Source organism: Hydrotalea sp., from assembly GCA_030054115.1.
Classification (GTDB): Bacteria; Pseudomonadota; Alphaproteobacteria; order JASGCL01; family JASGCL01; genus JASGCL01.
Genome location: JASGCL010000026.1, coordinates 1 through 22033 on the forward strand (window position 1 = coordinate 1; position 22033 = coordinate 22033).

Here is a 22033-nt window from a genome sequence, read left to right on the forward strand (position 1 = left end):
CTTCATACCAATATAACCAACAGCAGGTCGAATTTTTTTGGCGGAGTCTTCGCGAGAAAGCTTAAGTTTCTGCGGCGTTATATTTTTCAATTAACTTGTCGCTATTATTATAAAAAATTATTTTATCATCCTGCCGTTCGAATTTTTCTTTAACAGCATCCCAGTCTGCTTTGCAATTATCATAATCAAAAGCACATATATGAAGGGTTTTTCCTTTGGCAACTTCAGAAGGGAAGCTAGTAGTAAATAATCTATGCAATGTTGTCGCACAAGTAATATGACTGACGCCCAAAATAAAAAAATTATTAATCTCACTACAATTATTCACTCCAATCATATCTTGAAACACTATATTCTTTTCGTGACAATTATAAAAATTAAGCAAGCCTTGTAGGTTTCTTTGTAGAAAAATTTTAATAAACTCATCTCTCGTCTGCTCGTTCATAACATTGTCCTGGTTGAGACGTCTGTTGGCATCAGACCATAGCTCATTTAAATCTTTTTTATAATCATCAAAGCCATATTCTGGCAGGGAATGGTAAAAATGCTTAACATTTTTAAATCCCGCCCGCTCATAGGTTCTTGTGTAATTTAATGTTAGAATAAAATCATCTTTGCTAACCTTCTCCAGCCATGAAATCCTGTCTTGAAAAATATCAGCACAACTTTTTTTAATATCATCTTGGTCAAAATAATAAATAATATAATTAAAATACCATGCCAATAATTTATACCTATCATCATTTAATGCGCGATTATCAAATAAAAATTTATCTATTGATGATTGTGACTCAACGAATTTTTCTACAACCTCATTAAATTTTTTTCTTTGAACACTAGCACTTAATAAAGTTGTAATGCCCAAATCCGTCCCACCTGAATGACTATTATACCATAAAGCATTTGAATTGCTATAATCCATGTTAGACGGGCTTAACAAATATAAAAATGTCGGATTATCCCTCAACCTATGCAAAATTTTTGCTGCTTTGTTTGTATTGCTCGACATAATGTCGGCTATCTCAGATTGAAGCAAATTTGAATCCGCGCCCGCGCCCGTAATAAGAAGTTTTCTCATCATTTCCCTATGAAATGATTCTTTTCTAAATTCAACTATTTGTCATTATTCTCCGCCGTCAAAAATAACGCCCGGGTTCATGATGTTGTTCGGGTCGAGGAGGTTTTTAATGTCGCGGCTGATGCCCTGCACCAGCGGCGATTGGTAACGCCGCCAGGCCGCGACCTTTTCTCGGCCAATGCCATGTTCGGCGGAAAAACTGCCCCCCATGCCCACCACCGCGTCATACACCGCGTCGTGAATCGCGGGAATGGATTTCACCCAATCGGCCGCCGCCATATTTTTTGGGCATAAAAAATGGTAATGCAAATTGCCGTCGCCCACATGACCAAACACAAATGGTATCGCGCCGGCAACGATTTTTTCCACCGCGTCATTTATCGCCGCCGCGCCGCCACCCGCCCAACCCGACAGCGGCAGGGCAATATCATGCCGCGCCACCGGCGGGGGTTTTTTATTGCCGGCATTATTTTCATTGGCTGTTGTCGCGTTAAGCGACCAAACAATTTCTTCCCGCACCGCCCACAGGGCGCGGGCCTCGTTTTCATTATGGGCAATGGCGATGATATTATCCGCCGCCATGTCGCGCGCCAGCATGTCGGTGATGATGGCGTCATTGTTATGGTCAAAAAAATTATCAATTTCAAACAACAAATAAAATGGTGCTTGGTTTTTTTTATCAGCAAAAAATGACGGGATTTTTTTGCCCCGCGCCACCAACAGGGCGCGACCAACATCGGGTATCAATTCAAAACCGGTCAGCAACGGCCCAAATATATGTTGATAACGATGATACACATCAACCGCCCCCGCCACATCGCGGCAGGGCAATAACCCAACCACGCGGCGCGGCGCGCGCGGCACCAGGGCAAGGTTGGCGGCAAGAATAAAACCCAGCGTCCCCTCGGCCGCCAAAAACAATTGCTTCAAGTCATAACCGCTGTTGTCTTTGCGCGTTGCGGTCATTTGCGACAGCACCGCGCCATTGGCCAACATCACCGACAGGCCGAGCAGATGTTGCCGCGCCATGCCGTAACGAAACACATTGTAACCGCCAGCATTTGTCGACAACACGCCGCCAATTTGGCACGACCCCGCCGACCCCAGGGCGACCGGAAAAACCCGGCCAATTTTTCCCGCCGCCTGGTGAATATTATCCAGCACCACACCGCTTTCGGCCATCAGCGAATTGTTTTTTTCATCGACCATGATTTTGTTAAAATGCTTCATGCAAACCACAATCACTGCGCGATGGGCCGCGCCAAAATTATTTGATACATCATCAGGCGAATCGACCAAAGCCCCCTGCGACCGGCCGGTGTTGCCACCCATCGGCACCAGCTGGTATTTTTGCTGGTTGGCATAAACCACCAAGGATTTTAAACTTGCCACATCGCGCGGGAAAACCACCGCGGTCGCCGCGCCGCGCCGGCCGTAAGAATCGGTAAGGTAAGGCGTCGCCGCATCCGCCGCGCCGCCCAGCACATTGCCCGCGCCCAATATGGTTTGTAATTCTTTTATCAAATTTTCCGCCATGGTTGCTTTATAATTTTCTATAGGATTATATTATTTATGTCGCATTAAAATTATTTTTTGTTTCGCGCAGGGTTTTAAAATCGGCCACATTATTCATTTGCAAAAATGGGTTGGTGGCTTGCTCGATGCTTAACCTGGTCGGCACGGTTGGTTTTTTTGCGCGGCGTAATTTTTTTATGTCGTCGATACGCGTGGCCAACATGGGCGATGCCGCATCACCCCAAAACCACTTGGCGAAGGCAATGTTGGCCGCGCTATATTCATGCGCCATGAACAGCAAGGTTGCCGGCGGCAGGGCGTTTATTTTTTGCAACGATTCATGGGCCGTGGCGAAATCGCCCTCGAACAAAAAACCACAACCCAGCGAGAAAATAACATCGCCGCAAAACAACCAAGCTTCCTCTGCCACGTAAAAACCAACATGCCCCAGGGTATGGCCGGCCAGGGCGATAACGCCGGCGCGCCGCCCCCACAAATCCACCCCATCGCCTTCGCTTAGCCCCGTCAGCGGCAAACCATTCAGGTGCGGTATGCGCCGCTTATCAATATCATATTGCGGTGCGTAAATGGTGCAATGATATTTTTCTTGCAACGCCACCACACCGCCAACATGGTCATGGTGATGATGCGTGATAAGGATTTTTTCTAAGGTCAATTGCTGTGTGGTTAAAAAATTGATAACCGCGCCGGCCTCCCCCGGGTCGACCACCACCGCGGTGTTTTCTTTGTCATTAATTATAAAATAAATATAATTATCGGCAAGGGCGGGAATTTGTGCCCATCGCAGGCTCATTTTTTTATACCTTTTCTCACCATGATGGCGATGGCCAGCACCATGGTTTCACCATGGTGTCATGACCGATTATTCTTTAACCGGCTTTATACCAACAATTGTCGTTATCGGCAACCGCCGACAATAATGAAAGCCGAAAACAAACAACGAGCTTGGCGCGGAGAACGAACGCCGCTGAAATTACCCTATTTGCCCTGCCACTTAGGTTTGCGTTTTTCGGCGAAGGCGCGAGTCCCCTCCAGCATATCTTCCGAATGGTTGCATTTGTAAACCGTCGGGAATCCGCCGTCACGCGTTTTGTTAAATGATTCTTGGATAGAAAGGGTCAGGGAGTCGCGCACCACTTCCTTAATGGCGTGGAAAACCAACGGCGGGCCGTCGGCCAACATGCGGGCGATTTCGCGGGCGCGCGGTAATAAATTTTCCTTGGCCACCACCTCGTTCACCAGTCCCCAGCGGTGTGCCTCATCGGCCTTCATCCACCGGCCAAGCAATAACATTTCCATCGCAATGTGATAGGGGATGCGGCGCGGCAATTTGATGGTTGCCGCATCGGCAAAAACGCCGACGTTAATTTCGGGCAAGGCAAAGGTCGCATGGTCGGCCGCGATGATAAGGTCGCAAGATATCATCCATTCAAAACCGCCGCCGCAGGCAATGCCATTGATGGCGGCAATTATCGGTTTGTTCATGTTGGGCAATTCTTGCAAACCGGCAAACCCGCCAACGCCATAATCGCTGTCGGGGGCTTCGCCCGCCGCCGCGCCCTTTAAATCCCATCCCGGGCAGAAAAATTTTTCACCACGGGCGGTGATAACCAACACCCGGGCGGCATCGTCGTCGCGAAAATCTTGGAACACCAACCCCATTTGACGGCTCAAATTGGCGGAAATAGCATTGGCCTTGCCGGCATGCAGGGTAAATTCACAAACCCCGTCTTTCAGCTCCACGGTAAAATGTTCGTTGCTCCAATTTTTCATTTGCGCCACCTTTTGCTTTGTTGCTTTGTTTACTGGACTTGTTTCTTAAGCTTCTGCGGTTGCATAATTTAGCCTAGAAATTTGAAGCCTGTCAACAAAAACTGACAAGAAAAAATGCAAAGAAATTTAGACCACCCGGTCCTTGGCGACAATCCTTGCCCGCCTTTATCCGCGAGCTTGCCCACAAGCCTTGCACGCACCCTTGTCAAAGATTTTTGCCCAATTATTGGCACAAGCTTGCGCCTGAGATACCTTGAGCTTAGCCTATCGGCCGGCGGGCATGGTTTATGTTGCCTAACCTATGGTTATTCAGCAACTGGCGTTTCCAATTCCTTCATCTCGCCCTTTAATTCTTTATCACGGGCGTAGGCCAATCCCCGCAGGCGGCGCATTTCGGCACCGGTGCCAGCGGGGATGAGTCGGCCAACGATGACGTTTTCCTTCAACCCCTCCAGCCCATCGACCTTACCCCGAACCGAGGCATCGGTCAGCACGCGAGTCGTTTCTTGGAACGATGCGGCCGAGATGAAACTGCGCGTCAAGAGCGATGCACGGGTAATACCTTGCAACAATATCTTGCCGGCCGCTGGTTTTTGGTTGGCGGCAATCGCCTTGTCATTGATTTCGGCGAAATCAATCCGGTCGCACATGTCGCCTTTTATCAGCAATGTATCGCCCGGGTCGGTGATTTCCAATTTTTGCAACATTTGGCGCATGATAACCTCGATATGTTTATCGTCGATTTTCACCCCTTGGGCGCGGTAAACATCCTTGATTTCTTTTATCATGTAGGTTGCCAATTCTTCCAACCCCATGACTTCCAAAATATCATGCAAGATTTTTGTCCCCTCAACGATAAGGTCGCCTTTGCGCACTTCGTCGCCCTCTTGCACCATGATTTGGCGCGCCTTGCTGATAAGGATTTCGGTCGGCTGATGTTCCTTGTTATGGGGTTCGATGCTAATGCGTTTTTTCGCCTTATAATCTTTGCCAATCCGCACCACGCCATCTTGGTCGGCCAAGATAGCCGCGTCTTTGCTCTTGCGCGCTTCGAACAATTCGGCGACCCGTGGCAAACCACCGGTGATGTCTTTCGATTTCGCCGAATCGCGCAATATCCGCGCCATCACGTCGCCGGCCTTGACTGATTGTCCACTGCTGACCTCCAAAATCGCCTGTGCCGGCAATTCATAATTGGCCGCCGCCCCGGACGGCAGTGTCAGCACATTGCCATCGGCACCACGCAGTGCCAATTGCGGTTTCAATTCTTCTTTGCCGCCACGGATTTTCCACTTGTCGCGGGTCGTAACAATCATGGTGCGACCACCGGCACCGATTTCCTCGGCCGAATCCTTCAAGGTTTGGCCTTCTATCAAATCTTGGAAGACGACCACGCCATCGACCTGGGCAATAATCGGGATGGAGAATGGATCCCATTCGACCAATTTTTCGCCACGTTCGATAACCACGCCGCTTTCGACCAATAATTTCGCGCCGAACGGCACGCGGTAACGCGCCTTTTCGACCTGGTCGTCGTCCTGGATAATCAATTCCATGTTACGGCTCATCACCACGCGGTCGCCGCGCGAGTTGTTGGTGATATTGCTGTTGAGGAAGGAAACCTTGCCCCGCACCGACGCATCGATAGAGCTGTCTTGTTTGCCCTTTTGCGCGATACCGCCGATTTGGAAGGTCCGCATCGTAAGCTGTGTGCCCGGTTCGCCAATCGATTGCGCGGCCATAATACCAACCGCTTCACCGATATTAACCGGCGTGCCGCGCGCCAGGTCGCGACCATAACATTTGACGCAAATCCCCATCTCGGCCTGACACATCAGTGGGCTACGCACCTTGACCTCGTCAAATCCGAACAGCTCAATCTGGTCGGCCATGGCTTCATCGATAATGGTGTTTTTGCCAAAGGCAACCGCCTTGCTTTTCGGGTCGATTAAATCCTCCAACAGGACGCGGCCCAATAATTGTTCAGAGATTCTGACCACCACTTCGCCGCCATCCATGATTGGTTTTTGGCTAATCCCCTTGTCGGTGCCGCAATCATCGATGGTGATAATCACGTCCTGCGCCACGTCGACCAAGCGACGCGTCAAGTAACCGGCGTTGGCGGTTTTCAGGGCGGTATCGGCCAACCCTTTGCGCGCGCCGTGGGTCGAGTTAAAATATTCGAGAACCGAGAGGCCTTCTTTAAAGTTTGAAATAATCGGTGTTTCGATAATTTCGCCTGATGGTTTACTCATCAGCCCGCGCATGCCGGCGAGCTGTTTAATCTGTTCAGACGAACCCCGCGCGCCCGAATCGCTCATCATGAAAACCGAATTCAGGGTTTTCTTTTCGGCGATACCTTTTATCATTTCGGCTTGCACTTTTTTGGAACAATCATCCCAGGCATCGACCACTTTGTTATAACGTTCCAGCGGCGTCAACAACCCGTCTTGATATTGCCCTTGGATTTTTTTAACTTCATTGTTGGTATCGGCGATAAGTTTTTGCTTCATCGGCGGCACAATCAAATCATCCTTACCGAACGAAATACCGGCTTTACAGGCCCAGGCAAAACCCAAACCCATCAATTTATCGCAAAAAATAACCGTTTCCTTTTGCCCAACATGACGGAACACAATGTCAATCAGGTTACTGATTTCTTTTTTGGTCATTGTTTTGTTAACAATGTGAAATGGCAATTTTGAATCGCGCGGTAAAATTTCCGACAGCAACATGCGGCCGGCGGTGGTCATGACCTTTTCAACGACGGGCTTGCCATCGGCGGTGTGGGTGTAGAACAACGATTTGATTCGGCTGTTGATGGAAATGGTTTCATGTTCCAACGCCAATTGGATTTCGGAAACCGAAGCAAACAACGGCAGGCGATGCGCCACCAATTCTTTGCTTTCTAACCCTTGCCACAATTTGTCGGCATTGGTCTCGGCAACTTCCTTACCGGCGGACGTACGTAGCTCGATTTCTTGGTGGCTGTAGGCAAGGTCAAAGGTCGCGCGGTCGCGGAACGTAACCACTTGCGATGTTTTGCCGCCGCCCTCGGCGGTGATATAATACAGGCCGAGCACGATGTCTTGCGATGGCACAATAATCGGTTTGCCGTTGGCCGGCGATAAGATATTGTTGGTGCTCATCATCAAGACGCGCGCTTCAAGTTGCGCCTCAATCGACAATGGCACGTGGACGGCCATTTGGTCGCCGTCGAAGTCAGCGTTAAAGGCCGAGCAAACGAGCGGGTGGAGCTGGATGGCCTTGCCCTCGACCAATTGTGGTTCGAAGGCTTGGATACCAAGCCGGTGGAGCGTCGGCGCGCGGTTCAACAGAACCGGATGTTCGCGGATGACTTCCTCCAAAATATCCCAAATTTCGTCTTTTTCTTTTTCAACCAATTTTTTGGCAATTTTGACCGAGATGTCTTTGTGACGTTTGATAAGGCGACCAATTACAAATGGTTTGAACAATTCCAACGCCATTTTTTTCGGCAAGCCGCATTGATGCAATTTCAATTCGGGGCCAACCACAATAACCGAGCGGCCCGAATAATCGACCCGTTTGCCCAGCAAATTTTGGCGGAAGCGGCCTTGCTTACCCTTTAACATATCCGACAAGGATTTTAATGGCCGTTTGTTGTTCGACCCCATGATGACGCGACCCCGACGGCCGTTGTCATAAAGCGCATCGACCGATTCTTGCAACATGCGTTTTTCGTTGCGGATGATAATATCCGGCGCGCGCAGGTCCATCAATTTTTTTAACCGCGTGTTGCGGTTGATAACCCGACGATACAAATCGTTAAGGTCGGAGGAGGCAAAACGCCCACCATCGAGCGGCACCAAGGGGCGCAAATCGGGCGGAATAACCGGAATGACATTCATAATCATCCATTCGGGTTTGATACCGGCTTCCTTCAATGATTCCATCAGGCCCAAACGGCGCACCAGTTTTTTGCGTTTGGTTTCAGACGCGCCCTCGGCCATTTCGGCACGCATTTTGGTAATTTCTTGGTCGATATCAACCTGCGCCAACATATGTTTTACGGCTTCGGCACCAATCATGGCGTGGAATTCCTCGCCATATTGGTCGCGCGCGTTGGCATATTCGTCTTCGTTCAATGTTTGATAAAGCGTCAAATCGGTCGTGCCCGGTTCGATAACCACGTATTTTTCCAAATACAAAATCGATTCAATTTCTTTCAGGGTTAAATCGGCGACCATGGCGATGCGCGATGGCAGGGATTTCAAAAACCAAATATGCGCCACCGGCGTTGCCAATTCGATATGCCCCATACGTTCGCGCCGCACCTTGCTTTGCGTAACCTCGACACCGCATTTTTCGCAAATCAGGTTTTTGTGTTTCAAGCGTTTGTATTTACCGCACAAACATTCGTAATCCTTCACCGGCCCGAAAATTTTGGCGCAAAACAACCCGTCGCGTTCCGGCTTAAAGGTGCGATAGTTAATGGTTTCTGGTTTTTTAACCTCGCCATAGGACCAAGACATGATTTGCTCGGGGCTGGCGATATTGATACGCACCTTGTCAAACAACCGCAAGGTTGGGTTTTGAATCATCGGGTTGGCGACCGTGGGGGTCAGGTTATCATTTTTTTCCATGGTTTTTTCCTTTCGTTGGTTGTTTTTGCGCTATAAATTTTAATCTGGCCTAATCTTGGTGGTCTTGAAGCAATTCGACCGAAAGACCGAGTGCCTGCAATTCCTTGATTAACACATTGAATGATTCGGGGATGCCGATTTCAAAACTATCATTGCCTTCGACAATCGCCTTGTAAACCTTGGCACGCCCCGCCACATCGTCCGATTTCACGGTCAATATTTCTTGCAGGGTATAGGCCGCGCCGTAGGCTTCGAGCGCCCAGACTTCCATTTCGCCGAAACGTTGGCCGCCAAATTGCGCCTTGCCACCCAATGGCTGTTGCGTCACCAAACTATAGGGACCAACCGAGCGGGCGTGAATTTTGTCATCGACCAAGTGGTGCAATTTAATCATGTAAATATAACCCACGGTAACCGGCCGCGCGAAAAATTCGCCGGTCCGACCATCAATCAATTTAACTTGCCCCGAGGTATCAAGCCCAGCACGAGTCAAGAAGGCATCGATTTCGGCAATCCGCGCCCCGTCGAACACCGGTGTCGCCACCGGAATACCGGCGCGGGTGTTGCTCGCCAATTCGGCCACTTGCTTGTCGTCCATCGCTTCGATAACTTTTTTCATATCGTCATGTTGGTAAACATTGACCAGGGTTTCCTTAAGATGCGCGATGTTTTTCTCGCGGCCATAATTTTTTAGGGCCTTGTCGATTTCGCGACCCAAGCCATGGCAAGCCCACCCGAGGTGGGTTTCCATAATTTGGCCGACGTTCATGCGCGACGGCACCCCCAAGGGGTTCAGCACGATATCAACCGGCGTGCCGTCATCAAGGTAGGGCATGTCCTCCATCGGCACGATGCGCGAAATAACCCCTTTGTTACCATGGCGACCGGCCATTTTATCGCCGGGTTGCAATTTCCGTTTCACGGCGATGAAGACCTTCACGGTTTTCAACACGCCGGGCGCCAAATCATCGCCCATTTTTACTTTTTCCACTTTGTTTTGGAAACGCAAATCCATTTCGTCAATCGAATCCTCGAACCATTTTTTCAACGATTCCAATTGGCTGTTGGTGCCGGCGTCTTGCACCAGCACTTGGCGCAATTGTGCAACCGGCGTTTTTTCAACGATTTCCTCGGTGATATCGCCCTTGATATTGCCGGATTTGACCTTTTGATTATGGGTCAATTCAATGAAGCGCAACCGATAGGCGCGTTCCAAAATTTTGCGTTCGTCGTCTCTATCTTGCGTCAAGGAATCAATTTCCGAACGTTCGATGGCAATCGCCCGTTCGTCTTTATCCATGCCACGGCGCGAAAAGACCCGCACCTCGACGATGGTGCCTTGCACGCCCGGCGGCACGCGTAGCGATGTATCGCGCATGTCAGACGCTTTTTCACCAAATATGGCGCGCAACAATTTTTCCTCGGGGGTAACTTGGGTTTCGCCCTTTGGCGTGACCTTACCGACCAAAATATCGCCCGGGCCAACATCGGCACCCAGGTAAATCATACCGGCTTCGTCCAAATTGCGCAGGGCTTCCTCGGTCACGTTCGGTATATCACGGGTGATAACCTCCGGCCCCAATTTTGTATCGCGCGCCGCGACTTCAAATTCTTCGATGTGAATCGACGAAAACACGTCATCACGCACTATCCGTTCCGATATCAGAATCGAATCTTCAAAATTATAACCATTCCAAGGCATGAAGGCCACCAGGGCATTTTGCCCCAAGGCCAATTCGCCCAAATCGGTCGAGGGACCATCGGCGATGATATCGCCCTTTTTCACCGCGTCGCCAATCATCACCAATGGGCGTTGATTGATGCAGGTGCTTTGGTTCGAGCGTTTGTATTTTTTCAATGGATAGATATCGACCGATGATTCGCCAGGGCGAACATCTTCGGTAACGCGAATAACAATCCGCTTGGCGTCGACTTGGTCAACCACGCCGGGGCGGCGGGCAACAATCACCACGCCGGAATCGTAGGCGACCCGTTCTTCCATGCCGGTGCCGACCAATGGTGCCTCGCTCCGCAGGAGCGGCACGGCTTGGCGTTGCATGTTCGAACCCATCAGGGCGCGGTTGGCGTCATCGTTTTCTAAAAATGGAATCAAGGCCGCGGCGACCGACACCAATTGTTTGGGCGACACGTCGATATAATCAATATCTTGCGGCGCGGCCAACACATAGTCGCCACCACGACGGCAGGGCACCAGGTCGTCGAGCAATTTCCGCGTGCCATCTTGGCGCGCGTCGGCCTGGGCGATGGTGTGTTTGCTTTCTTCCATCGCCGACATGAACATAATATCATCCTGCACCACGCCACCAACCACTTTGCGATAGGGGGTTTCGATAAAACCATAATGATTGACCGAGGCAAAGGTCGCCAGGCTGTTAATCAGCCCGATGTTTTGCCCTTCGGGGGTTTCAATCGGGCAGATACGACCATAATGGGTCGGGTGGATATCGCGAACCTCGAACCCTGCGCGGTCGCGGGTTAAACCGCCCGGCCCCAGGGCCGACAGGCGGCGTTTGTGGGTAATTTCGGCCAATGGGTTGGTTTGATCCATAAATTGCGACAATTGCGACGAGCCAAAAAATTCGCGAATAACCGCGTTCAATGGTTTGGCGTTGATGAGCTCTTGCGGCATGACGCGTTCGACATCGGCCTGTTGCATTTTTTCGCGGATGAAACGTTCCATTTTCAGGAAGCCCATGCGGTATTGGTTTTCCAACAATTCGCCGACCGCCCGCACCCGCCGATTGCCCAAATGGTCGATATCGTCGATTTCGCCACGGCCGTCCTTGGTCGCGCATAAGGTTTTAACAATCGTCAGCAAATCAACTTTGCGCAAGACGCGCACCGAATCGGGCACTTCATTGCTGTCAAAGCCCAAGCGCGCATTCATTTTGACGCGGCCGACCGCGCTTAAATCATAGCGGTCCTGTTCAAAAAATAAATTTTGGAAATTATGCTCGGCCTGTTCATAGGTCGGGGTTTCGCCAACCCGAATCAATTTATAGATTTCTTCCAAGGCATTTTCACGGCTCGAACCATTTTTTTGCCATATTTTATCAACCATCAAGGTATTGCGAATATAGGGACCAAATTCGATAAAATCGATATCCAGGGTGGGGATGGTGGTGGCGCCCTGTTTGGCGAATTCCTCAAGCAAGGCTTCGCTGATTTCATCGCCGGCCTCGGCCGCGACCAAACCATTGGGCAATACCACATCTTGCCACAAATAACGGCCGATGATTTTTTCCCGTGACAACTTGACCATCTGTTTGTTGGCCAATAATTCCTTCAGCACGCGACCGCTTGGGGTTTCGCCGGCCTTCAAAATCACCGTGCCATTGGCGTCATAGATATTTTCCTCGACCATTTTTGGCCGTTTTATCAGGGTCGATAGGGGGACGACGAAACCATCGCCCGAGGCCTGCCAATCGGCGCGGCCATAGAAAAATTGCAGGATTTCCATGCGGCTCATGCCTTGCCATTCGAGGCGTGGCAGGTCGTGCCATTCCTTGCCCTCTTTCTTCAGGGCGTTAATTTTTTCAATCGTTTTTTCAGACGGCAGGGCGGCCAGCAACGTCGTCACCGGAATTTTTTTCCGGCGGTCGATGCGCACGTGCAAAATATCCTTATGGTCAAATTCAAAATCCAACCACGAGCCGCGGTAGGGGATAATGCGGGCGGCGTAAAGCAATTTGCCCGACGAATGGGTTTTGCCGCGGTCATGGTCAAAAAACACGCCGGGACTGCGGTGCATTTGCGACACAATAACCCGTTCGGTGCCATTGACGATAAATGTCCCATTGTCGGTCATTAAGGGGATTTCGCCAATCACCACATCTTGTTCCTTGGCCTTGCTAAATTCGCGCGCGCCAGTCACCGAATCGACATTCCAGATGGTCATTTCGAGCGATAATTTCAACACCGCGGCGTAGGTTGCATCGCGCATCAAGCATTCGTCGATTTCAAATTTTGGCGGCAACAGGTGGTAAGATTTAAAATGCAATTCCAAACGCCCCTGGCCATCGGCGATGGGGAATAATTCTTTTAACACCGCTTCCAAGCCAATATCGGCGCGGTGGTCTTTATCGACATATTGTTGCAAGAAATTTTCAAAACTGCCGCGTTGCAATTCAATCAAATTTGGCATGTCGATGATTTCGGGGTGGCGACCAAAACTACGGCGCAGGCGTTTTTTGCCAGTGAAGGAGCGAGCAACCATTTCGTCGCGCGACATGGCGCGCACCAACTTGCTCGCGCCATTTATGGACGCGCCCTTGTTGCCCGCGGCCCCATTACCATTCATAAGATTGTTTTGATTGTTATCGCCAGTTATTGCCATGTTGTTTTTCTTAATTCTTTATAGTTGCTTATTTTTTTACGATGAAAGGTAACTTTTTCCCGTTGTTGCCTTAGGTTTGTTATCCCGCGTTTAATCTCTTCTCTTTTTCTTTCTTATTTTCCTTCGCTATTTCTTAACCATCGGTCTTTTCCTACCCGCAATTATCTCCGCCAAAAATTAATCGGTTTTGGCCGATGTTTATCGATGTTTTAGGAAAAGTCGGCGGCCAATTATTTAAAACCCGCCACCGACCTTTCGCTAAAAAATTATTTAACTTCGACCTTTGCCCCCACCGCTTCAAGTTTCTTCTTGATGGCATCGGCTTCGGCCTTATCCACCCCTTCTTTAACCGGTTTGGGCGCGCCCTCGACCAGGTCCTTTGCTTCTTTCAAGCCAAGGTTGGTGATGGCACGAACTTCTTTGATGACGTCGATTTTCTTTTCACCGGCCGCGGCCAAGACCACCGTGAAGGATGTCTTTTCCTCAGCGGCACCGCCACCACCCGCCGCGACGGGTGCCGCCGCGGTTACGCCCCATTTTTCTTCGAGCATTTTGGCAAGTTCTGCCGCCTCAAGCACGGTGAGGGTTGATAAATCATCAACCAGTTTTTTTATATCAGCCATTGTTTTTTCCTTTCGCTAATTAATAATGTTGTTTATATTTTTGTGTTGAACCCTTTACGCCGCTTGCGCACTCCGCAATGCCATGACACGCGCCAATTTGGCACCGGGGGCATAAAGCACCCCAACCAATTTGCCACGCAGGGCATCCATCGAGGGCAAGGTCGACAGCACCATAACATCGGCCAACGCCATTTCTTTTTTGGGCGCGCCGCCAGCGATAATTTTTATCTTATCGGTGGTTTTTGCCATGTCGCCAATCACCTTCGCCGCGGCCACCGGGTCGGTCGACCAAGTAATCACGGTTGGACCCTTCATGGTGTTTTGCAAGTAGTCGAAATCGCCACCTTGCAATGCCAATTTGGCAAGGGTGTTTTTCAACACCTTTATACCTGCCTTATTGGCGCGCGCGGTGTTGCGCAGGGCGCGTGATTGAGCGGCGTCGAGCCCCGATTGATGGCTTACCACCACCAACGCGGCCTTTTGCAATTCGCTTTTCAGCGCGCTAACCACCACTTCTTTACCTTGTCTATCCATAATGCTTATCCATTTGTCGCTTCGTTGTTGCTTGTTTAGGGTTATTACCAGTCGTCAAACAGGGATTTTTGATTGCTTCGTTATTCATCAAAAAACCTTATCTCAGGGAGGCTTCAAAAAATCGGGTTTAATACCAATTTTTGTCATTTAAGCGATAGGAAAATGCATCTTTAAGCCCGTATTTTGGCTTAGCAATGTTTTGTCTTATCTATGGCGCCGCCATTCTCGGACAGGTTTTTTAACCATCGTTTCTTAAAAAAATTAAAAAATGATGGTTAAAATTCGTTCAAATTTTTTCGCTTATCTTCCTTGTTGTCTATCGTTGTTATAGGTTGTTAAATTAAAATATTATGAGGCAATGGTCGCCACATCAATCACCAACCCCGGCCCCATGGTCGAGGACAGGCTGACTTGCTTGATGTAATCTTTTTTCAAACTGCTTGGCTTGTGCGATTCCAACGCCTTGACGAAGGCGCGCACGTTGGCGGCAATGTCATTGGCTTTAAAACTCGCCTTACCAATACCAGCATGCACCACACCGGCCTTGTCATTTTTAAATTGCACTTCGCCGCCCTTGGCCGCCTTAACCGCGGTGGCGACATCTGGCGTCACGGTGCCCAATTTTGGGTTCGGCATCAGGCCACGTGGCCCCAAAACCTTACCCAATTTGCTGACCACCACCATCATGTCGGGGGTGGCGATAACGCGGTCGAAATCTTGCCAACCGCCATTGATTTTTTCCACCAATTCTTCGCCGCCAACAATATCGGCACCGGCTTTTTTCGCCAATTCGGCCTTATCGGCCTTGGCAAACACCAACACCTTCAAGGTTTTGCCCGTGCCGGCCGGTAAAATCACCGCGCCCCGCACCTGCTGTTCCGACATGGTCATGTCGAGCCCCAAATTCACCGCGATTTCGATGGTTTCATCGAATTTTGCCACGGCGGTTTTTTTAATAACATCAACCGCATCGGTCAAGGGGTAGGTTGCAAACACGTCAACCCCTTCCATCGCTTTCATTCTTTTGTTTTTTGTCATGATGATAATCCTTATCTCTATTGTTATTGTTGTTAAATTCTATTCGACCACTTCCAAACCCATCGAGCGCGCACTACCCTTAACCTCTTTGATGGCAGATTCCAAGCTCGCCGCGTTCATTTCGGCCATTTTTTCGGTCGCAATTTTTTTAATTTCTTCCAAGCCAATTTTGCCGGCGATTTCGCGCCCGGCCAGGCCAGTGCCTTTTTCAATTTTGGCGGCTTTTTTCAAATAAAACGACACCGGTGGCTTTTTAATAATGAATGAAAAACTGCGGTCTTCATACACCGTGATAATCACCGGAATCGGCGCGCCGGCTTCCATCTTTTGCGTTTGCGCATTGAAATCTTTACAAAAGCCCATGATATTGATACCGCGCGGCCCCAGGGCCTGGCCCACGTTCGATGGGTTGGCTTGGCCGGCGCCGGCTTGCAATTTGACATATCCTGTTATTTTTTTTGCCATGATGTTTTTCCTTTTTTTTAGCTAGTTGATTTTTCCACTTGGCCATAATCCAAATCGACTGGGGTTTCACGGCCAAATATCGTCACCATCACCTTGAGGCGTGATTTTTCTTCATCGATTTCTTCGACCAGCCCTTGGAACGAGGCAAAGGGCCCGTCAACCACCACGACCATTTCGCCGACCTGAAATTGCACCGACGGGCGGGGGCGTTCGACCCCTTCCTTAACTTGTGATAAAATCCGTTGTGCCTCGCGGTCGGAAATCGGAATTGGTTTTTTGCCCGCGCCCAAAAAGCCGGTAACGCGGTTGGTGTAGCGCACCAAATTCCATGTCGAATCGGTCATCGCCATTTTTATCAAAATATAGCCCGGGAAAAATTTGCGCTCGGTTTTAATTTTTTTGTTGCGCTTGATTTCGGTTACGTCCTCGGTCGGGATAAGAATCTCCTCTATCGCGGCCGATTGGTTTTTGCGCTTGGCCTCGTCCTCGATCGCCTCGCGCACTTTTTTTTCAAAACCGGGTTGGACATGGATAACATACCATTTTTTGTCGGCCATTGTGCCTTGGGTCACGCCTTGCGCGAGCCCTTGCATCATATTACGCTCTGTCATTGTTGCCATCATGTTTTTATCTCTATCTATAATATTTATATTTTGCGCCCCGAAATTCTTGCCACATCATCTTTATCTTAACTACCCAGCACCAGCCTTATCAAGCGCGAGATAATTTGGTCAGCCAACAACAGAAAAATCGACATCGCCACCGAAAACAACAACACCATCAATGTCGCCATCATGGTTTCTTGACGGCTTGGCCAGGTTACTTTGTTCACTTCACCAATAACTTGGCGCACCCAGGTTGCGATATTCAATCCATTTTTCATCATTATTGCTTCGCCATTTTGTTATGCTATTTTATCACGCTTGCTAAACCCCATCATTGCCCTATCACTCGTCATGCACAGCCGCCCCAAACCAACCCAAAAACAATCTATCGCGCCGTTTTTTTCAAGCCGCGAAACAGCGGATGAATACAACCGACTGGTTACCGAAATGATAACCGCCGATTTGATTTTTTTGTCAAGATTTTTTTATGCAACAGGCGAAACTCATAGTAAAAAAAGCCCCAGGCGTCAAGCTCTTTTTACTACTTTTTGAAGGTTTTGACTGGTTTTTTTACATTATTTTTGCCATCATGCAATAATCGGCGGTGATTGCCCAGCTATCACCCGACTATTCGCAACTATTTCCCATCTGTCCCCATCTATCCCATGGCTTTGGCGCGGGTTACGCCCCCGCCTGCTCGCCATCACCACCCTCTACACAATAACCTTGAAGATTTTTTTCCTTTATTGTAGAAAAATAAAAACAATGCCCCAAAATACACCCACCACCTTACCGAACAAGGCCACGCCAATCGATTGGTCATTGGCCAGTTGGCGCGAAAAACCAATAAAGCAGGTGCCGCAATACCCCGATGCAAAAAAGTTGCAGGCGACCGAGCAGGAATTATCGTCGCTACCCCCGTTGGTGTTCGCCGGCGAATGCGAAAAATTAAAATCGGCCTTGGCATTATGCGTCGATGGTCGCGCCTTTTTGTTGCAGGGCGGTGATTGCGCCGAAAGCTTCCTCGAATTTTCCGCCAACAGCATCCGCGATACCTTTCGCGTTATTTTGCAAATGGCGGTGGTGTTAACATTTGCCGGTGAAAAACCGGTGGTAAAAATTGGCCGCATGGCCGGGCAATTTGCCAAACCAAGGTCGGATGAAACCGAGGAGCAACAGGGCGTAACATTGCCATCATACCGCGGCGACATTATCAACGACATGGCGTTCGATAAAAACGGCCGCGTCCCCGACCCATTTCGGATGATTCGCGCCTATCACCAATCGGCGGCGACGCTGAACCTGCTTCGTGCCTTTGCCGATGGCGGCTATGCCGATTTGCACCTGGTCAAAACCTGGATGCTTGATTTCGTCAAGCAAAGCCCGAAAGCGCACGACACCACCCTGCGTTTTCAAAAAATGGCCGATGAGATTAACAAGGCAATGATTTTCATGCAATCATGCGGTTTAACCGCCGACACCGCCGAGCAATTAAAACGCACCGATTTTTACGTAAGCCACGAATCATTGTTGCTGTGGTATGAGGAAGCCCTGACCCGCCAAGATTCCATCACCAATAATTATTACGATTGCGCCGGCCATTTTTTATGGATAGGCGACCGCACGCGTTTTTTGCAATCGGCGCATGTGGAATTTTTGCGCGGCATTCAAAACCCGTTGGGCATTAAATGCGGCCCCAAAACCGACCCCGACGAATTGGTAAAAATCCTGAACCTGTTGAACCCCAACAAAACGCCGGGGCGCATAACATTAATTGCGCGGTTCGGCGTGGGGCAGGTTGAAAAATTCCTGCCCGCGATTGTGCGCGCGGTGCAATCGGCCAATCACCCGGTGGTTTGGTCTTGCGACCCAATGCACGGCAACACGATAAAGCAACCATCGAAAAACGGCGTTTTCAAAACCCGCGTGTTGGATTCGATATTTGGCGAGGTTAAAGAATTTTTTAACGTGATGAAAAAATTATCGGCGGTGGTGGGCGGCATTCATGTCGAAATGACCGGCAAAAACGTAACCGAATGTTTGGGCGGCGCGCGCGAAGTGCGCCCCGACGACCTGGCCGACCGTTACCACACCCATTGCGACCCGCGATTAAACGGCGAACAGGCCCTCGAACTATCCTTCATGCTGGCGGATATGATAACAGCAAATAGGAAGTAAGTTTATTTTAGATTGCTTGATAGCCCGCTCGCAAGTCCATTTACAATGCTACAAACAAAAGGGCTATTCATTATAGATTCTATTTTTGCTATAAGGCCTTTTTTTTCCGCTTCATCAGCCGATGATTTATTAATTTCATTAATTAAATAATTAAAAAAATTTTCAATTTTAATGTTATTATTACCGATTATATTGCCATCGCCCACTACAACAATTCCCTGAGATGTTTGGCCAGGGTTAGATAATTCTTCGGCTTTCTCAAGCCCTTCGCGGGTTAAACTTACAGCCATAAAATAGGGATGCCCGCTAAAATTTACTGGTATGCCTGCTTTATTAAAATAACCTGCCTTATAACAAGTATTGAGAGCATTGCTGACCGCTTTATAATTCTCATTATGTTGTTGCATAAACTCTTTGGCATCTGCATCATTTTCTTTAAAATGAAGTGGCGTATTATAGTTTTCAAGGTTTTTAATCCTTATAAAAACTAGTAGCTTATTCACGAGTTCTTGATTTTTTTTTATTATATCATTCATTTTATAAAAATATCCTTTCTATAACTATTTTTCCCTTGTTTTTGGCAAGGCTTATAAAACCATCGCTGATAGTATAATACACCGATTCGTATAAGAGGCAAGTTTTAGCCGTGGTCAGCCGACTTACAGCAATAATAACAACCATCCGCTGGTTTGTATCCTAAGTCTTTTGCCGCCTTTACCGCACTAGAACAATCAGAATACCATCCCAAAACATGCATGTTCTTGGGGTTTGGCAAACAACCTTTAGTGCTCGCTGTATTATGGACTTCATGTTGGCCACTGGTTTGAGCGTTCATATTAACACAATAATTAGGCATAATTTTGTCTCCGTATTTTTTAGTGTTAGTTAGTTAATTATATCGCCCTTGTTTAAACTTAAGCGAATCGTTTGGCATAATATCTTGCGATTCGGGAAAAAATGTCAAGTGCCTAAGCCAATTCTTATTTTTTCTTGATTATTATACGGGCATAGGGCACTTCTACTTCTCCATTAACCATCATATACAAATCGCCATCGACAGCACCTCTTTTTTGAATTTCTTTTCTATATTTTTTGTGTTCGGGTTTATAGGGTCTAACACCAATATCCAATCCTGAATTTGAGATACCTAACCCAACAATCTCAAATTGGTCGGGGTTATATTTGTCTAAAAAAGTTATCGGCACACCCATTGCCCCATCATAATCAACCGGTATGTCGGATGTTTTATCAACATTAATAGCATCATAATTGTCATATTTGGGGTAATCGGTTTTATTATATTTTTTACCCAGCGTTAAATCCTCATGCCGTTTTTTATTATCAAGGTTGGTGAACCACATAACGCTACCCATGCTAAAAAATTTTATACCATTCTCTATTTTTTTTCTTGATTCGGTTGCTATGTCGTAATGGTCGGGCACTCGAAACCATTTTGTGCCATTGTTATCAACCCCCAACCACATTTTATTATTTTTAATTAACAAAAAAACTTCTTTGTAAGTTATGGCATTCATATTGCCAATGATGAGAAATTTTTTTTCATAATCCATTAATTGTTTTACATATTCGCGGAACAATGAAAAGGGCGGGTTGGTGCAAACTACATCGGCTTGCTTTAAAATATCAACGCATTCTTCACTGCGAAAATCGCCCTCGCCCCGCAAATTTGTTCTGATGATTTCCTTGCCATCATATTCAAGTTTATAGGCTTGCTCGCTTATATCAAGTATGGTGCTGGGTTTGTAATGGGTGCTGATTAATTTTTTTAACCCGATGAGGTCGAAATTCATATAAAAATATTTCCAAAAATTTGATTTTTCCGGGTCATCGCAATTGCAAAGCACTACCTTGCCCGCAAGATATTCTTTGTAATTTTTTATCTCCTTTTCAATATCGACCAATTGCGTATAAAATTCGTCATTTTTTTCCCGCGCCGCCTTTCGTAAATTGCTATTTTTCATTTTATCCTCCGTTTTTATTTGCCCGATTTTTCGCGGTTGTCGTCGCGGCACAGCATTTGGCAATTTTCCTTGGTGGTTTTGCCGCCCAAATGCCATGGTTTTTTATGGTCGGCCTCCATCTCTTCTATCTTAAAAATTTTTTTACAAATTGGGCATTTGCCACCCTGTTTTTCAAATGCCTCGCGTTTCATGGCCGGCGAAAATGCGCGTAAGTTTAAATATTTTGCCTTGCCGTCCAACAAATACAAATAAATTCCTTTTTTATTTTCCACTTCATCGTCCAACATCAACCGCTCGACTTCCTTTGCCAAATCTTTTGAATTTAATTTTTCATTTTTAAATTGGTTGTAATATACGCCCCACGGCAGGCCCTTCATCTCGTTGCGGTGTGTGGGGAATGTTCTTTTCACCCAATCCAACACCTCTTGAAAATATATCCATAATTCGTTGGCGTCCTTGGCATGTTGGTGTTCGCTCATGTATTTTTCAATTTTGCCATGGCTTATCCAATCAATCACCGATTCCAGGTATTCTTGGCGAATCGCCGAACCCGCCATATATTCGCCGGCGATATTGTGGGCCTGGCAACCGCGTTTGCTGAAATATCGTTTTGCGTCTGTCAGCCACGGGCCGGAATAAATCGAATTGCGTAATTCTTGGTCGGTTAATTTTTCGCCCGCGATATTGATTGTTTTAAACCATTGCAATTTTTCGCCGTCGGTGCCGTTGCAAAAATAAACCATCAATTCATAATTCAAAATTTTTTCCTGTTCGTCTTTCGGCAGGTTGTAAAACAATATTTCCTTTAACGAAAAATTATTGCTCAGGTATTCGCAAATGCTTAAGGTGCGTTGTTGGCCGTCCAGCACTTCATATGTGCCATCGTCTTTTTCAACCCAATACATTACGTTAAGCGGAAAATTTTTAAACACCGTGTCGATAACGGCATCGCGCTGTTTATCCTTATAAATAAATTCCCGTTGGTATTTTGGCCGAATGTCGAGCTTGCCGCCGTAGGCAACGACCCCTTCCTCGTCATTATTTGCATAATCGACAAATAATTGGCGGATGGTTATTTTTTGCAGTTCGATTTTCATGAATTCCTTACTTGTATTTTGTTCCTATACAATAATTCATTGTGTCTTAGAAAGCAAAAAAATAACCTTGCCCCGCCCTTGCCATTCCCCATTTGGCGGAATTGCGCTATCATCGGGGGCATGATTCGACAAATTGTTGCCA

General features: G+C 47.9%; 16 protein-coding genes. 1 reads left to right on the forward strand and 15 read right to left on the reverse strand.

Going from position 1 to position 22033, the window contains the following annotated elements; all coding sequences use genetic code 11:
• Positions 1 to 61: 61 nt before the first annotated feature.
• The 12 genes from QM529_05600 to secE form a co-directional block, all read right to left on the reverse strand.
• Positions 62 to 1081: a hypothetical protein gene (locus tag QM529_05600; protein MDI9314127.1), complete on the reverse strand. Its 1020-nt coding sequence runs from the start codon at positions 1079 to 1081 to the stop codon at positions 62 to 64.
• Between the two features lie 42 nt (positions 1082 to 1123).
• Positions 1124 to 2614, reverse strand: coding sequence for an FAD-binding oxidoreductase (locus tag QM529_05605; protein ID MDI9314128.1), 1491 nt, complete (start codon positions 2612 to 2614; stop codon positions 1124 to 1126).
• A gap of 34 nt (positions 2615 to 2648) precedes the next feature.
• Positions 2649 to 3407, reverse strand: a complete 759-nt coding sequence (gloB, locus tag QM529_05610) for a hydroxyacylglutathione hydrolase (protein MDI9314129.1) — start codon at positions 3405 to 3407, stop codon at positions 2649 to 2651.
• Positions 3408 to 3592: 185 nt separating this feature from the next.
• Positions 3593 to 4387 carry a carnitinyl-CoA dehydratase gene (locus QM529_05615; protein MDI9314130.1) on the reverse strand — a complete coding sequence of 265 codons (795 nt, stop codon included), beginning with the start codon at positions 4385 to 4387 and terminating at the stop codon, positions 3593 to 3595.
• A gap of 305 nt (positions 4388 to 4692) precedes the next feature.
• A complete protein-coding gene (gene rpoC / locus QM529_05620) occupies positions 4693 to 9012 on the reverse strand; it encodes a DNA-directed RNA polymerase subunit beta' (protein ID MDI9314131.1) in 4320 nt (1439 codons plus the stop codon).
• A 49-nt stretch (positions 9013 to 9061) separates the two neighbouring features.
• The gene (gene rpoB / locus QM529_05625; GenBank protein ID MDI9314132.1) at positions 9062 to 13369 is read right to left on the reverse strand and encodes a DNA-directed RNA polymerase subunit beta; all 4308 of its coding nucleotides are present in this window, start codon (positions 13367 to 13369) and stop codon (positions 9062 to 9064) included.
• Positions 13370 to 13635: 266 nt separating this feature from the next.
• Positions 13636 to 13992, reverse strand: a complete 357-nt coding sequence (gene rplL / locus QM529_05630) for a 50S ribosomal protein L7/L12 (protein MDI9314133.1) — start codon at positions 13990 to 13992, stop codon at positions 13636 to 13638.
• A 54-nt stretch (positions 13993 to 14046) separates the two neighbouring features.
• Complete coding sequence (gene rplJ, locus QM529_05635) at positions 14047 to 14526, reverse strand: 50S ribosomal protein L10 (protein ID MDI9314134.1); 480 nt, start codon at positions 14524 to 14526, stop codon at positions 14047 to 14049.
• A gap of 348 nt (positions 14527 to 14874) precedes the next feature.
• Positions 14875 to 15564, reverse strand: coding sequence for a 50S ribosomal protein L1 (gene rplA / locus QM529_05640; GenBank protein MDI9314135.1), 690 nt, complete (start codon positions 15562 to 15564; stop codon positions 14875 to 14877).
• A 39-nt stretch (positions 15565 to 15603) separates the two neighbouring features.
• A complete protein-coding gene (gene rplK, locus QM529_05645; GenBank protein ID MDI9314136.1) occupies positions 15604 to 16029 on the reverse strand; it encodes a 50S ribosomal protein L11 in 426 nt (141 codons plus the stop codon).
• Positions 16030 to 16046: 17 nt separating this feature from the next.
• The gene (nusG, locus tag QM529_05650; protein ID MDI9314137.1) at positions 16047 to 16640 is read right to left on the reverse strand and encodes a transcription termination/antitermination protein NusG; all 594 of its coding nucleotides are present in this window, start codon (positions 16638 to 16640) and stop codon (positions 16047 to 16049) included.
• Between the two features lie 77 nt (positions 16641 to 16717).
• Complete coding sequence (gene secE, locus QM529_05655; GenBank protein MDI9314138.1) at positions 16718 to 16915, reverse strand: preprotein translocase subunit SecE; 198 nt, start codon at positions 16913 to 16915, stop codon at positions 16718 to 16720.
• A gap of 484 nt (positions 16916 to 17399) precedes the next feature.
• Here secE and QM529_05660 point away from each other — a divergent pair, with 484 nt between their 5' ends.
• The gene (locus tag QM529_05660; GenBank protein MDI9314139.1) at positions 17400 to 18812 is read left to right on the forward strand and encodes a 3-deoxy-7-phosphoheptulonate synthase class II; all 1413 of its coding nucleotides are present in this window, start codon (positions 17400 to 17402) and stop codon (positions 18810 to 18812) included.
• A gap of 2 nt (positions 18813 to 18814) precedes the next feature.
• Here QM529_05660 and QM529_05665 read toward each other — a convergent pair whose 3' ends face one another.
• The 3 genes from QM529_05665 to QM529_05675 all read right to left on the reverse strand — a co-directional run bounded on the left by QM529_05665 (position 18815) and on the right by QM529_05675 (position 21891).
• Positions 18815 to 19348 (reverse strand): hypothetical protein, encoded by a 534-nt coding sequence (locus tag QM529_05665; GenBank protein ID MDI9314140.1) that lies wholly within the window; start codon positions 19346 to 19348, stop codon positions 18815 to 18817.
• Between the two features lie 444 nt (positions 19349 to 19792).
• Positions 19793 to 20794 carry an adenine-specific methyltransferase EcoRI family protein gene (locus QM529_05670; GenBank protein MDI9314141.1) on the reverse strand — a complete coding sequence of 334 codons (1002 nt, stop codon included), beginning with the start codon at positions 20792 to 20794 and terminating at the stop codon, positions 19793 to 19795.
• Positions 20795 to 20808: 14 nt separating this feature from the next.
• On the reverse strand, positions 20809 to 21891 hold the full coding sequence (locus tag QM529_05675) for a DUF262 domain-containing protein (GenBank protein ID MDI9314142.1): 1083 nt from the start codon (positions 21889 to 21891) through the stop codon (positions 20809 to 20811).
• Positions 21892 to 22033 lie beyond the last annotated feature (142 nt).

Excerpts from the sequence above, each read along its gene's own strand:
- QM529_05600 (MDI9314127.1), bottom strand. The coding sequence starts at position 1,081 with ATGATGAGAAAACTTCTTATTACGGGCGCGGGCGCGGATTCAAATTTG.
- QM529_05605 (MDI9314128.1), bottom strand. The coding sequence starts at position 2,614 with ATGGCGGAAAATTTGATAAAAGAATTACAAACCATATTGGGCGCGGGC.
- gloB (MDI9314129.1), bottom strand. The coding sequence starts at position 3,407 with ATGAGCCTGCGATGGGCACAAATTCCCGCCCTTGCCGATAATTATATT.
- QM529_05615 (MDI9314130.1), bottom strand. The coding sequence starts at position 4,387 with ATGAAAAATTGGAGCAACGAACATTTTACCGTGGAGCTGAAAGACGGG.
- rpoC (MDI9314131.1), bottom strand. The coding sequence starts at position 9,012 with ATGGAAAAAAATGATAACCTGACCCCCACGGTCGCCAACCCGATGATT.
- rpoB (MDI9314132.1), bottom strand. The coding sequence starts at position 13,369 with ATGGCAATAACTGGCGATAACAATCAAAACAATCTTATGAATGGTAAT.
- rplL (MDI9314133.1), bottom strand. The coding sequence starts at position 13,992 with ATGGCTGATATAAAAAAACTGGTTGATGATTTATCAACCCTCACCGTG.
- rplJ (MDI9314134.1), bottom strand. The coding sequence starts at position 14,526 with ATGGATAGACAAGGTAAAGAAGTGGTGGTTAGCGCGCTGAAAAGCGAA.
- rplA (MDI9314135.1), bottom strand. The coding sequence starts at position 15,564 with ATGACAAAAAACAAAAGAATGAAAGCGATGGAAGGGGTTGACGTGTTT.
- rplK (MDI9314136.1), bottom strand. The coding sequence starts at position 16,029 with ATGGCAAAAAAAATAACAGGATATGTCAAATTGCAAGCCGGCGCCGGC.
- nusG (MDI9314137.1), bottom strand. The coding sequence starts at position 16,640 with ATGACAGAGCGTAATATGATGCAAGGGCTCGCGCAAGGCGTGACCCAA.
- secE (MDI9314138.1), bottom strand. The coding sequence starts at position 16,915 with ATGATGAAAAATGGATTGAATATCGCAACCTGGGTGCGCCAAGTTATT.
- QM529_05660 (MDI9314139.1), top strand. The coding sequence starts at position 17,400 with ATGCCCCAAAATACACCCACCACCTTACCGAACAAGGCCACGCCAATC.
- QM529_05665 (MDI9314140.1), bottom strand. The coding sequence starts at position 19,348 with ATGAATGATATAATAAAAAAAAATCAAGAACTCGTGAATAAGCTACTA.
- QM529_05670 (MDI9314141.1), bottom strand. The coding sequence starts at position 20,794 with ATGAAAAATAGCAATTTACGAAAGGCGGCGCGGGAAAAAAATGACGAA.
- QM529_05675 (MDI9314142.1), bottom strand. The coding sequence starts at position 21,891 with ATGAAAATCGAACTGCAAAAAATAACCATCCGCCAATTATTTGTCGAT.